Source organism: Vibrio sp. 10N.222.55.B11 (assembly GCF_041473705.1).
Lineage (GTDB): Bacteria > Pseudomonadota > Gammaproteobacteria > Enterobacterales > Vibrionaceae > Vibrio > Vibrio crassostreae_C.
In genome coordinates this window covers 16169-30028 of sequence record NZ_JBFRST010000050.1, presented here as the reverse complement: position 1 = coordinate 30028, position 13860 = coordinate 16169, and the positions used below count along the sequence as shown (strand labels likewise).

Below are 13860 nucleotides of genomic sequence, written 5' to 3'. Positions count from 1 at the left end.
CCAGGCAGAAATCGAATGAGTCAGATACAAAAATGCCAGCATGATGCTGGCATTTTTTATTGTTCTATTCTCTATCGAGCGATTAGATAACGCGAGAGAATTGCTGCTGGCGAGCCTTTGCACGTAAGTATTTATCAAAACACATACAGATGTTACGGATCAGCAAACGGCCACGCAAAGTCACGCGGATTTCTTTGTCATCCACTTCAACCAACTCATCATTGATGAAGGTTTGCAGGAGCCCTAAGTCTTCTTTGAAGTAACCATTAAAGTCTACAGAAAACTCAGACTCGATCATGGTTTTATCAAGCTTAAAGTTACAGATAAGCTGTTTAATGACCTCACGACGCACTAGGTCATCACTGTCTAATACCACACCTTTCCAAAGTGCATGACGCAGGTCATTCACCTGAGCGTAGTACTTCTTCAGCTCTTTCTGATTTTGTGCGTAAGCATCACCAACCATAGAAATCGCAGAAACACCGAAACCAATTAAGTCAGCTTCACCTTGGGTCGTGTAGCCTTGGAAGTTACGATGCAGAATACCTTCACGCTGTGCTACGGCTAGCTCATCTTCAGGTAGTGCGAAGTGATCCATACCAATGAACTGGTAACCCGCTCCCGTTAGCGTCTCGATGGTATCTTGCAAGATAGCCATTTTCTCTTTCGCTTCAGGTAGATCTTCGTCTTTAATCTTACGCTGCGCCGCAAACAGCTGAGGCATGTGTGCGTAGTTAAATACCGATAAACGGCCCGGCTTCATTTCTAACACTTGCTTCAATGTTTCAGCGAACAAAGCTTGAGTCTGCTTTGGTAGGCCGTAGATCAAATCCAGATTAGTTGAACGGAAGCCTAGCTCTTTCGCTCGTTTAACCATCGCAATGATGAACTCTTCATCTTGCTCACGGTTAACCAGTTTCTGCACTTCTTTATTGAAGTCTTGCACGCCAATGCTCAGGCGGTTGAAGCCTTCGTTACGCAGGTGGTCAAGTACGTCTAGCTCAATCTCACGCGGGTCAACTTCAATACTGATTTCAGCGTCAGCGGTGAAGTTAAACTCTTCACGCAAAATACTCATCAAACGAGTGATTTGTGTTTTGGTCAAGAACGTTGGCGTACCACCACCGAAGTGCAATTGCGTCACTTCACGGCCATTCAATAAAGAGGCGCGTTGGCGGATTTCATGTTCAATCACATCAAGGTACTCATCCGCTTTATGCGAGTGACGAGTAATGACTTTATTACAACCACAGTAGTAACAAAGCTTGTGGCAGAACGGGATATGCACGTAAAGAGAGAGTGGACGCTCAGGATATTGAGTACACGCCATGTCGTAATCAGCGACGGTAAACGCTTCATGAAACTCCAACGCAGTTGGGTATGAGGTGTAACGAGGTCCCGAATAGTTGTACTTGTTTAAGATCTCTTGATCCCAAACGATTTGCTGATTCGTTGTTACTGGCTTGCTCGACATAGCGGTATTTCCAATTTAGATCCGCGAGAACCTAAGGTCTCTCAAATCATTTTACATACATTAAAATATAGACGGGTTATTTTGCCACACGACCTGTAAGGTCGTTCCAAGACAAAATCAATTTTTTAGACAAAAAATCAGAACTGCTAGCTTGATCACTAACAAAGCGTCGGGATTAACGAGACGCAAAAGGTAAGAAGGCTCATTTAACACTATCTATAAAGATAAGGTGTCTCAAGAACACCCTGTATTAAACAAGCCTCTATTTTAAATAGTCTTAGCGACTAGATCATCTGAATGTTGATTTGGTTGTTGAGAGGTTTAACCTTCTCTTGCAACCTTTTCAGATCTTCAATGACCGCATCATTCAAGCGAGTCTCTGCCTTATGGCGCGTGAGATTCTGCTGCATGCGCTCTTTCTTCGTCAGTTCCTGTCTTGCCTCTCCGCGAGCCATATCTTTTACGATATGGTACAGCTCAGAAAGAGCAGGATACTCAGAATCAAAATCGACACGCTCATCACCCTGAACATTATCCATAATGATACACACTCGGATACTGATCTCAGGTAAGTCACATTGCCCTTGAATGCCCGCTAAGCACAAAGTATTTACGTTTTCGTAAATCGTCGCGTTGCGTTTTTCAATGGCTAGTGCTTGATGCTGCTTTTGCAACTCCGTCTGCTTCTTCACTTGAAGTAGAAGGTAACCTGCGTAAGAGCCCAAGCCGAGAATGATAATTCCACCAGCAATTGCTAATAAGGTTACGTTCACTGGCTATTAACCTTTAAAGCTGTCTAAATCGAAATCTTCGAATTGAGATAGCAAGTCTTCGTCAGAGCTCGCTTTCTTCTTAGAGGCAACCGGTGCTTCTTCGAAGATCTCTTCTTCATCGTCTTCTGGCTCTAGTAGACCTAAGCGTCCCATTAGGTGTTCGATACGATCAAGTTTCTCATCAACAAACTTCTGTAGACCAGCACCTAGGTTTTCACCATTTTCGATACGATCTAGGAGTGTGTTCAGTTGAGCGTCATTCTCAAGCATCTCTAACTCTTGTTCGTTAGATAGCTTGCGCTCTTGTTTAGTCGGCTTCTTCGCTGGTTCAACGATCAGCGGAATTTTTTTCTTGCTGCCTAAACGTGGATCACGAGCTTGTGCAGCTTTACGCTGTTTTGCTTCGCTACCATCTGAGTGACGGCTGCCAGACTTAAGGCCTTTACGCTTTTTAACACGCTTACGTTCACGACCTTCAACATCAGATTCACTACGGTTACGAGTAACCATAGGCTCCGGAGCGCCAAGTGCTCCCGGCTTTCTTGATTTCTTACTACGACCCATTACTGCACTTTCCTCAGTAAAATTACATCATTTCCAAAAAATTCTAGTTCGAGCTTATCCCGCTCTGCCAAAAACTGGAATGTTTGACGACTAAAGAAGACGACATGTGTCGGGTCATTCTTGTAGTGCCAACCAGCAAACGCGTCTACGTCTATTACTAGTTTAGTCATAAGACCAATCCAGCCCTTGGGTTTAACTAAATTCAACCATTGCTGCCACACTTTGTCTGGGTGATAAAGATGCTCTATCACCTCCGTGGCAGTCATAAAGTCATACGTTTTTTCCAACACAGAGGGTTCTGGGTGGTAATAGATATCGTACAACTCCATGGTGTGTCCGGCTTCTTCTAACATAATAGATAGCGTAGGGCCTGGGCCACAACCAAAATCCAACCCGTGTGAGTTAGATGAAATTTTGTCTGTTAGTGGATCCGCGATGCGAGATAAAAAGCGGCGATAGCCTGCATCACTAGGATCGTTCTCATGGAGATCATAGTGTGCTTTTTCTTCTTTTGCTTCTAACCTTTGTTCAGGTTTAACAAATACCAGTTCACATTGCTGACACTGCAGATAGGCTCTGCGTTTGTCTTCAAAATAGTGATTCACGCCTTGGTGATGGCATAAGGGACAAGTATACATAGCACATCCTTAAACAGGGATGCGAAACATACCAGAAACTGAGTTTATAGTGGAGAGGTATTGGGTGTTTTTTCATCAAATCAATAAAAAAAGCGATAGGAAAACCTATCGCTCTCTAAATCTGCCTATATCGGCCAAAATTTGCATACTCAACTTGGTACACAAATCTCCATTTGTTATTGGTGCTTTCCATGCCAAATTTGTTTGTTGTTCATCGTCCTGATGAGTTTTGGCTATCCTTTTCTAACACCTTGTTGCTGGGCTGTCCTAGCCTGATCCATTTCTGTCTATACCGTTAGACTAGATGATCATCCATATCTAAGTCAGCTCCTAGCTGATGGCTGTTACTTTACCGTGTTACAAAAAGACTACAAGAGTGCGACTTCACACTTTTGTACACAAATCGATCACATATTGATAAATCAGACATAAACACAAAACGCATTAATAAAACCAATACAAAAGAAAACGCCCCGACCATTACTGATCGGGGCGTCTCTTCAATCTCGCTCGAACGTACATTCCTTTACTCTGGCTAAGAGCAAGAAACCGACAAATTAGTGTAAACCACCAACGTACTTCGATAAGGTATCAATATCAGCGTCTGTTAGCTTTTTAGCTACATCACGCATCATCGCATTCATGTCGTTATTACGGTCACCATCGCGGAATTTTTCAAGTTGAGCCTTGATGTAATCTGCGTGCTGACCTGAAATCTTAGGGAAACCAGAAAGTTCGGTACCATTACCACGAGGGCCATGACAAGCAATACACGCCGTTACGCCGCGTTCTGCGTTACCCGCTGTGTAAAGAACCTTACCTTCATCTACTACATTTTCAGGAGTAGAGTTACTAGAGATAGGTAGAGAGGCGTAGTATGCCGCTAGGTCAGCCATATCTTCTTCAGATAAAGGCATCGCCATTGCACCCATTACAGGTTCGTAACGACCTTGCTTACCACCACTTGTCATACCTAGCTTAAGCTCTTTTAACTGCTTCTCTAGATACTTCTCATGTTGACCAGCCAGCTTAGGGTACTGAGTGATCAGGCTGTTGCCGTCAGCACCGTGGCAGGCAACACATGTTTGTGATTTGGCTTTACCAGCTTCAATACTACCTTGAGCCCATACTGAGCAGCTGGCTAAAAGACTCAAAATTAGCGCTAATTTCTTCATGACATTCCATTATAATTATCAAGCTTCCAGTACCACTCTATGTTGCCACTCATGGTACAATAGGCGACCTTATGCCGAGCACGGTTATTTTACACAAATTCACAAAAAAGTAATCAATCGACTACACAAAGTCGAGATGGAGTTAACAGTGAGCGTAAAAATTCATTATCAAAACACGCATTTCATTACCAGTGCACCTGATATTCGTCATTTACCAGAAGACGAAGGGATCGAAATTGCGTTTGCAGGACGCTCCAATGCTGGTAAATCTAGCGCGCTAAATCGCGTTACAAACCAAAAAAGCTTGGCGAAAACCAGTAAAACACCCGGTCGAACTCAGCTAATCAACCTATTTAAGGTAACGGACGGTTGTCATATCGTCGATTTACCTGGATATGGCTTTGCTCAAGTACCACTTGAGATGAAGAAAAAATGGCAGAAGTCGCTAGGTGAATACCTACAACGACGTGAAAGCCTGAAAGGTTTAGTGGTATTGATGGATATCCGTCACCCAATGAAAGACCTTGACCAACAAATGATCTACTGGGCTATCGATAGCCGCATCCCAGTACAGGTTTTGTTAACAAAAGCAGACAAACTGAAAAGTGGTGCGCGTAAAGCACAGCTACTGAAAATCCGTAGCGATGCAAAATCTTTCGGTGGTGATGTTGCGGTTGATGTCTTCTCTTCAATGAAGGGCATCGGCGTTGACCAACTGCGTGCCAAGATGGATGAGTGGTTTGCGCCTGCGCTTGCTGATCAAATCATTGATGAGTTAGCAGACGAAGAGCACAACGACTCAGAGTAGTTCCTCTACTTATCGCTATAGGTTAGAGCACTTACAACACGTGATTTAGCCTTATCAATGCCCCTCCTTATATAGGTGGGGTATTTTTTTGCCCAAAAATGAGTGAGTTAAGCATAAGTTTTTAGTGTTAAAAATCGGATTTAGCCACTAAAACCAATAGAAGTGAACCATACTAAAAGACACATCTAAATAATCAGAACAATGAGAAAGGAATACTCATGTGGAAAACACCATTGGCCATCATTGCACTTATGTTGGTCTCACTGACAGGGTTTGCCTCTGAAGCAGAACAAGAACAAGAACAAGCCCCACTGATCAATGTCGATATGACCTTAGACCTCGATGGCATGGAAAAGTACGCCCAAGACGCGAGTGAGTCTCTTGAGGTGATATCGCAATCTTTGCAAGCGATAGTCAACAACCCCAACCTAAGCGACGACCAGCAACAAGCCCTCAATCAAACGGTTGAAAGTATCAATAAGCTTGCGAGCTCCACCAAGACATCACTCAATCAACTGCCACAAGCCTTAGACCAATCTCGACTCGCCTTTAAACAAACCAGTCAAATGCTGTTGGATGACATTCAGACCAAGATCATCATTGCGCTGGCGGCCGTTATCGCCGTCATTATTATCGCTTTGACCGCTATCTATCTGCTTATCCTGAAACCAATGCAGCAAACCTTGGTAAAAGCGACCAACAATATCTCTTCAATGGCGCAATCCATCCAGATCACCGCCGAAGCTCTGAAATATAGCACCGAGAAACAACAGAAAATCATGGATTACATTGAGCATTCACCGACTCAATACACTGATAAATAAGGCGTGATCCATCAATCCTTTATCGATAACTTGTAAAATAAAAGTTATTTCAAGTGATAAAACAATCGACTTAGAGACGGATTTAAATTACCAAAAGCTGATCGAATTTCAGATCTAAGGCAAATCAGGGGTTTATCACTGTGCTTGAGAAAGTGTAATAAAAGGCACTAAAAATGAGAGGTTTTACGGGGGAATGATAGGTTGGAAATATTTTTCTTTCGCACAAGAAAAAACGCCCCAGTCAAATACTGACTGGGGCGGCTGAATCAGCCTAATCCAATAACGTGAAACAAAAGGTCTGAAAGATAGAACATCTTACCTCTGTACCCTACGAGATTTAATGTACAACAATTGCTCAGAAATGAAAACAACTTTTGTAGTTTTTTTTCATGAATGTTTTATTAAAACACCTAAATTCTTATTACGACTTAACTTTATTTGAGACAAAAAAAAGCCAGTGTTTGTGCACTGGCTCATACTAATTTGCTTATTAAGGTCAAAAACTGATTAGTGGGCTTGATCCCAGTTGTCACCGTGGCCAGCTTCCGCGACAAGCGGCACTTCTAGCTCTGCAGCGGATTCCATCAATTCTTGTACTTTACTTTCAATTTCGGCTAAAGATGACTCTTCCACTTCAAACACCAATTCATCGTGTACCTGCATAAGCAGTTTTACACGACCATCGCCTTCCGCTTGAATCCACTCATCCACCAACAACATCGCTTTCTTAATGATGTCCGCTGCTGTGCCTTGCATTGGCGCATTGATCGCCGCGCGTTCAGCAGCTTTACGACGCATGCCATTACGAGATTGAATCTCAGGAAGGTGCAGTCGACGACCGTAAATGGTTTCAACGAAGCCTTGCTCTGAAGCAGCACTGCGCGTGTCTTCCATATACTGCATTACGCCAGGGTAACGCTCGAAGTAAGTGTCCATGTAGTGCTGTGCTTCGCCACGAGGAATACCCAGTTGCTTAGCCAAGCCAAAGGCACTCATACCGTAGATAAGACCGAAGTTAACGGCTTTAGCACGACGACGTTGTTCAGTGGTCACACTCTCAATATCAACACCAATGATCTCAGCAGCCGTTGCCGCGTGGATATCTTTGCCTTGTTGGAATGCTTCCAGAAGCGCTTTATCACCCGAAAGGTGCGCCATGATACGCAATTCAATTTGAGAGTAATCGACCGCTAGAATCTTCCAACCATGTTGTGCAACGAATGCTTGGCGGATACGACGGCCTTCTTCATTACGAATTGGGATGTTCTGCAGGTTTGGATCTGTTGAAGACAATCGACCCGTTGCTGTCACCGCTTGGTGATAAGACGTATGAACACGACCAGTTTCAGCGTTGATCATCTTCGGCAGCTTATCGGTGTAAGTTGATTTCAGCTTCGCAAGACCACGATACTCAATGATCAGCTTAGGTAGCGGGTAATCCAGCGCAAGTTCTTGCAGCACTTCTTCATTGGTTGAAGGTGCGCCTGATGGCGTTTTCTTGATAACAGGCAAGCCCATTTTTTCAAAAAGGATCGCTTGCAGCTGTTTTGGTGAGTTCATGTTGAACTCTTGCTCTGCAATCTCGTAAGCTTTCTGCTCTAGCTCATCAAGACGAACCGCAATCTCTTGCGATTGAGCGCCCAGCAGCATGTCATCGATGAATACACCAGTACGCTCAATGCGAGACATTACAGGGATCAGGGGTACTTCGATTTCTTCATAGATGGCTTTTAGCTTTTCATCTTGCTCAATATTTTCCATCAAACGGTTATGAAGACGTAAAGTCACGTCAGCATCTTCTGCCGCGTACGGAGAGGCTTCACCCAGCTCAATCTGGTTGAAAGTAAGCTGCTTCTTACCTTTACCTGCGATTTGCTCAAATGAGATGCAGCTGTGCTGAAGGAAACGCAGCGCTAGGCTATCCATATCATGCTTGCCGCCAACGCTATTAAAAACATAAGACGCTAGCATGGTGTCGTGCTTGATGCCTTTCATCTCGATACCGTAGCGCGCTAAAACGCTCATATCGTACTTCAGGTTTTGACCGACTTTAGCCTGTGCGTCATCTTCAAGAATCGGCTTAAGCTGTTCAAGTACCCAATCACGGTCGAGTTGTTGAGGTGCATCTAGGTAATCATGGGCAACCGGTACGTAAGCGGCAACGCCTTCTTCGGTTGCGAATGATAGACCAACAAGGTTAGCCACCATGTAGTCCAAGCTGTCTGTTTCAGTATCAAAGGCAAACACCTCTGACGCTTTCAGTTTCTCTAGCCACGCATTAAAAGAGGCTTCATCTAAGATGGTTTCGTAGTTGCTGCGATCAATGGTCACGGCAGAGGTGTTCATTTCTACGGTAGAAGTGGTTGATGCCGTATTGCTGCGCACTGCGCCCGACTTTTCATCCGCCTCAACCACACCACTGCCACCTTCAAGTAGCTCGTTCAACCAAGACTTGAAGACCAGTTGACCATATAGCTTAATCAGCTCATCCGTATTTGGTTGTGCTTTTACAAGCGACTCAGGTGTCTCTTCTAACTCGACGTCCAGTTTGATCGTTGCAAGCTCGTAAGACATCTCAGCGTTGTCTTTATTATCAATCAGCTTCTTAGCCATGGTTTTTGAACCACGGAAACCAAGTGCCGCAATATCATCAAGATTTTGATACAACTTTTCGATACTACCGATGCCTTGCAGCAATGCGGTTGCAGTCTTATCGCCGACACCCGGGACACCCGGAATGTTATCCACTTTATCGCCCATCAGAGCAAGATAATCGATGATCAACTCTGGCGGGATACCAAACTTCTCGATAACACCTTCACGATCCATCACTACGTTGGTCATGGTGTTGATCAAAGTAACGTTATCATCCACCAATTGCGCCATATCTTTATCACCAGTACTGATAAGCACAGGCATACCGAGAGCTGAAGCCTGAGAAGCCAGCGTACCAATTACGTCATCCGCTTCAACGCCAGGAATAGAGATAAGTGGTAAACCCATTGCGCGAATCACGTTGTGCAAAGGTTCGATCTGGCAACGTAGATCATCCGGCATAGGTGGACGATTAGCCTTGTACTCTGGGTACATGTCATCACGGAACGTCTTTCCTTTTGCATCAAAAATAACCGCAATACGATCAGAAGAAAATTGACGCATCATGCTGCGCAGCATGTTAACTACACCGTAAACAGCGTTAGTTGGGATATCACCATTGCTCATTGTGCCAGGGTAAGCATGGAACGCGCGATATAGGTAAGAAGAGCCATCGATCAGAATCAATGGATTATCAGGAATACGAGCCATAATGTTTGTGTATCCAGTAAGTACAGAAATTATCTGTTAAGAATGCCACGTCTGTTGGTTGGATTCCACGTTGTCGATCTGTATCCGTTCACTCGGTTGTGTTCGTTATAATCGATTTGTTGTTATTTTTTGTTCTTAGACGCAAGCGTTCTGTGGATAACTCTGTTTATATTATTTATCCACCCTGTTGAGAACTACGGTGAACAACTCAAAAAACACCAATAAACAACTGAAAATAAAGAATAATTTTACAGATCGAACAGATGATCAACGATCTTTTCTCGATCTTGCGTTGTGGAAAAGAATGCTGATGGCGTTTTATTCATAAAAATACGGGCCACTAAATATGCATCTTGTTGAAATGGTAGGTATAAAAAAAAGCGACACCCGAAGATGTCGCCTAGCAAAAACCGGTAAAGCCATTCAAATTGAATACCACAGCTTTACCTAAAAGCTATAAATTACACTGGAAGCAATGTGAGCAATGTCGTGTCAAAAAGAACTTAGTACAAGTTCGCGAGAATTCTGTTGGGTAACCAAGTAGATACTGAGTACTTAACATCCTTGTGAACATTTCCTCATTCCCTAAGACGAAGTTAATAATAATGATTCTCATTTAATAGTCAACAATTAAATGATAATAAATCTCATTTGATTTATAAACCGTTAACAGCAGTGCTTAAATTTGCTTCAAAAAATGGATTCTATGGTCATTAATGTCTTCTTTTTCTTCAAATCTTTCGATTAGGTAACCGTTTCTCAATAACAGGCGCAACATTGCAGGGAACTGGTTACGAGACTTAACCTTTAACTGTCTGTAGCCCTGCTCTTTCGCCCATTGTTCCTGAACGTCTAATTGCGCCTGTGCAACGCCTTTGTTCCTCGCGAGCGGTGACACGCCACCAAACCAGCTGTAAAAAGTATCTTGATCCAATTCATAGCCGATCTTAAAGCCAAGCAACACGCCAGCTTCTTCAGCCACTAAGATAAGGCTCTTTTTCCCTGCCAGCCGCTCTGACAGAGAAGCGACACTCTCTTTTTTAGCGAACTCAGAGATCTGCTCGACCACAGACACCACTTCTTCTAAAGAACCTTCACGTACGACAACTGACATCTTATTCATCCTTATAAACGAAAGGGCTGGCACAATGGCCAACCCTTTACTGATCACTTAAGTGAGATCTACACGGTTACTTTTCTTTTAAATGCTCAGCAGCTTGTGCGTTATCTTCAGCAAGCCACTCTGCGACATCTTTAGCGAAGTAAGTAAGAATGCCATCAGCGCCAGCACGCTTAAAGCACAACAGTGATTCCATGACGGTTTCGCGCTCTTTCAGCCAGCCGTTTTGAATCGCCGCTTTGTGCATCGCGTATTCACCAGATACTTGGTAAGCAAACGTAGGCGCTTGCAGTTCGTGCTTAACACGACGAACAATATCAAGGTAAGGCATGCCTGGTTTCACCATCACCATGTCCGCACCTTCATTAAGATCCATCGCGACTTCATGAATCGCTTCATCGCTGTTGGCTGGATCCATCTGGTAGTTCTTCTTGTTACCACCTTTCAGGTTCGAAGCACTGCCAACTGCATCACGGAATGGGCCGTAGTAGCACGATGCATATTTTGCAGAGTACGCCATAATCTGAGTATGAATATGGCCCGCTTCTTCTAACGCTTCACGGATCTTACCAATGCGACCATCCATCATATCCGATGGGGCAACTACGTCAGCACCCGCTTCAGCGTGTGATAATGCTTGCTTGATCAAGACTTCAGTCGTCTCGTCATTCATCACGTAACCATCTTCATCGATGATGCCGTCTTGGCCGTGAGTGGTGAACGGGTCTAGTGCTACGTCAGTAATAACGCCAATGTTTGGCACATGCTCTTTTAGTAAACGTACAGCGCGCTGCACCAAACCTTCTGAGTTATGAGCTTCAGCTGCGCATAAACTTTTAGCATCTTGGTTCACGACTGGAAATAGAGCAATCGCAGGAACACCCAGCTTTGACAGGTAATCTGCTTCCTCAAGCATGTAGTCGATCGACAAGCGTTCAACACCTGGCATTGACTCGACAGGCTCGCGGCGGTCTTTACCCATCAGGATAAACATTGGGTAGATTAGATCATCCACAGACAATTGATTTTCTGCCATTAGGCGACGGCTAAAGTCGTGCTTACGCATACGGCGCATACGGCGACCTGGGAATTGACCTTGAATTGAAACAGACACTAGATTCTCCTTGCCTAGTCTAAGCACCGAAATACTTAGATATGAAAAGTGCTAAATACAGGCAAAAGCATATCACTGATGGCTCAGGACGCTAGCAGTAAAATATGAAACCCACTCAAAAATAGGGATAAATGGCAAAAAATGACCTTCTCCTCACACTGCCGTATACTCATGACAACTCAGTAAAGACCGCTTTCAGGACAAAACAATGATCGACACCCATGCTCATATTTACGCTAGCGAATTCGATGAAGACCGCGAACAAGTTGTGCAGCGCGCACTGGCTCAAGGGATTGATACCATTCTATTGCCGAACATCGATTTAGAATCTATCGAACCAATGTTAGCAACGGAAGCGCAGTTTCCTGATGTGTGCCGTTCAATGATGGGCTTGCACCCTTGTTATGTGGATGCGAATATCGAGCAAACCCTCAAAACCATTCGAGCTTGGTTTGATAAGCATGACTTTATCGCCGTGGGTGAGATTGGTATCGACTTGTACTGGGATAAAACCTTCAAGGCTGAACAAGAGATGGCGTTTGTGACTCAACTGCAGTGGGCAAAAGAGCTTGATTTACCTGTGGTGATCCACACTCGTGATTCCATTGAAGAGACACTTGCCCTACTTCGTAAAGAACAAGATGGCAGCTTACGCGGGGTATTCCACTGCTTTGGTAGCAGCTTAGAGGAAGCTCAAGCGATCAACGAGCTAGGCTTTCATTTAGGTTTAGGCGGCGTTTCGACCTTTAAGAACTCTGGGATGGACAAGGTGATCCCACATCTCGATATGGATTACGTCATTCTAGAGACAGATTGCCCATACTTGGCACCAACACCGAATCGCGGTAAACGCAATGAACCAGCCTACACAGAATTAGTAGCAAAACGCATCGCCGAATTACGCGGAATTACCCTTGAAGAAGTCGAAAACATAACCACCAAAAATGCTAAGGCATTGTTTAATTTATGACAAATCTATTAATAAGTAATTATTACGGATTTTTCCTGAATTTATTTGAGAAAGCTAAGTGACATGTATAGTATCAACCGCCTGCATATGGAGGTAGTTGATTATGTGTGACCATTCACAACACTTACAACGTCAACATCGAACCCTATGGCATAAAATTTTGGGCATCAAAGAGCTCTATATATGTCAGAACTGTGGCTATCAGTTAAAGATTCGATAAACAGACATAATAAAAAAGCGGCCCTAGGCCGCTTTTTTATTATGTGATTTTTACTGAAGCATTCCGAATCAAGATTCAGCTTCTTCCTCTTCATCCGCATCTGGCTTACGCGTATAAAAACGTGCGAAGAACAGACCAATCTCAAACAGAATACACATTGGAATCGCCAACAGTGTTTGCGAGATCATATCTGGTGGTGTCAGCATCATACCGATGATGAAAGCACCCACCACAATGTAAGGACGCTTTTCAGACAGAGATTGAGGCGTTGTTGCCCCCGTCCAACACAACAAGATAATCGCAACAGGCACTTCAAAGGCAATACCAAAAGCAAAGAACAGCGCGAGTACAAAATCAAGATAGCTTGAGATGTCGGTTGCGAACTCTACTCCCCCTAATGATATGGCCGTAAAAAAGCCAAATACCAACGGGAATACAATAAAGTAAGCGAACGCCACACCACAGTAAAACAGCAATGAACTTGAAGCCAATAGCGGCATGATCAAGCGTTTTTCATGCTTGTATAAACCCGGAGCAACAAAAGCCCACACCTGATACAAAATAAACGGAACCGCGAGGAATATAGACGCGATCAAGGTTAATTTCAGCGGTGTGAAAAATGGCGATGCAACATCGGTTGCGATCATCGTCGCCCCTTCCGGTAGACGATCTACCAAAGGTGCTGATACGAATTCATAAATATCATTAGCAAAATAAATTAGCCCGACAAATATCACTAGCACCGCGACAATCGCACGTAGTAGGCGATTACGTAGTTCTAGAAGGTGGCTAATTAAAGGCTGTGTCTGCTCAGTCGAAGACATGTCAAACCTCTTAAACAGGAAGATCGAAAAGGAGCCGCGCGTGTATCTAT

Annotated in this window: 12 protein-coding genes; 3 read left to right on the top strand and 9 right to left on the bottom strand. The window is 43.9% G+C overall.

All coding sequences use genetic code 11. From position 1 onward, the window contains the following. Positions 1 to 82: 82 nt before the first annotated feature. From hemN to AB4503_RS18010, 5 genes are all read right to left on the bottom strand, one after another. Entirely contained in the window at positions 83 to 1474 is a 1392-nt protein-coding gene (gene hemN / locus AB4503_RS18030; RefSeq protein ID WP_017060165.1) for an oxygen-independent coproporphyrinogen III oxidase, read from the bottom strand. Positions 1475 to 1758: 284 nt separating this feature from the next. Next, a complete protein-coding gene (locus AB4503_RS18025) occupies positions 1759 to 2247 on the bottom strand; it encodes a DUF2489 domain-containing protein (RefSeq protein ID WP_017060164.1) in 489 nt (162 codons plus the stop codon). A 6-nt stretch (positions 2248 to 2253) separates the two neighbouring features. Then, positions 2254 to 2811, bottom strand: a complete 558-nt coding sequence (gene yihI / locus AB4503_RS18020; protein ID WP_017060163.1) for a Der GTPase-activating protein YihI — start codon at positions 2809 to 2811, stop codon at positions 2254 to 2256. Then, positions 2811 to 3449 (bottom strand): class I SAM-dependent methyltransferase, encoded by a 639-nt coding sequence (locus AB4503_RS18015; RefSeq protein WP_010433503.1) that lies wholly within the window; start codon positions 3447 to 3449, stop codon positions 2811 to 2813. The genes yihI and AB4503_RS18015 overlap by 1 nt, the downstream gene beginning before the upstream one ends. Positions 3450 to 4006: 557 nt before the next feature. Then, positions 4007 to 4624, bottom strand: a complete 618-nt coding sequence (locus AB4503_RS18010; protein WP_012602993.1) for a cytochrome c — start codon at positions 4622 to 4624, stop codon at positions 4007 to 4009. Between the two features lie 148 nt (positions 4625 to 4772). Between AB4503_RS18010 and yihA the strand changes: the two genes are divergently transcribed. Further along, complete coding sequence (gene yihA / locus AB4503_RS18005) at positions 4773 to 5432, top strand: ribosome biogenesis GTP-binding protein YihA/YsxC (protein ID WP_372115486.1); 660 nt, start codon at positions 4773 to 4775, stop codon at positions 5430 to 5432. Between the two features lie 218 nt (positions 5433 to 5650). Then, entirely contained in the window at positions 5651 to 6256 is a 606-nt protein-coding gene (locus tag AB4503_RS18000) for a GTP-binding protein (RefSeq protein ID WP_102428481.1), read from the top strand. 507 nt (positions 6257 to 6763) lie between these two features. Here AB4503_RS18000 and polA read toward each other — a convergent pair. From polA to hemB, 3 genes are all read right to left on the bottom strand, one after another. Next, the gene (gene polA, locus AB4503_RS17995) at positions 6764 to 9562 is read right to left on the bottom strand and encodes a DNA polymerase I (protein WP_372115485.1); all 2799 of its coding nucleotides are present in this window, start codon (positions 9560 to 9562) and stop codon (positions 6764 to 6766) included. A gap of 679 nt (positions 9563 to 10241) precedes the next feature. Continuing rightward, complete coding sequence (locus AB4503_RS17990; protein WP_017063054.1) at positions 10242 to 10676, bottom strand: GNAT family N-acetyltransferase; 435 nt, start codon at positions 10674 to 10676, stop codon at positions 10242 to 10244. A 76-nt stretch (positions 10677 to 10752) separates the two neighbouring features. After that, positions 10753 to 11796, bottom strand: coding sequence for a porphobilinogen synthase (hemB, locus tag AB4503_RS17985; RefSeq protein WP_017060158.1), 1044 nt, complete (start codon positions 11794 to 11796; stop codon positions 10753 to 10755). 208 nt (positions 11797 to 12004) lie between these two features. Here hemB and AB4503_RS17980 point away from each other — a divergent pair, with 208 nt between their 5' ends. Continuing rightward, positions 12005 to 12766, top strand: a complete 762-nt coding sequence (locus AB4503_RS17980) for a TatD family hydrolase (protein WP_017063053.1) — start codon at positions 12005 to 12007, stop codon at positions 12764 to 12766. Positions 12767 to 13054: 288 nt separating this feature from the next. Here the strand turns inward: AB4503_RS17980 and tatC are convergent, their stop codons facing one another. After that, on the bottom strand, positions 13055 to 13810 hold the full coding sequence (tatC, locus tag AB4503_RS17975) for a twin-arginine translocase subunit TatC (RefSeq protein WP_017060156.1): 756 nt from the start codon (positions 13808 to 13810) through the stop codon (positions 13055 to 13057). Positions 13811 to 13860: the final 50 nt, after the last annotated feature.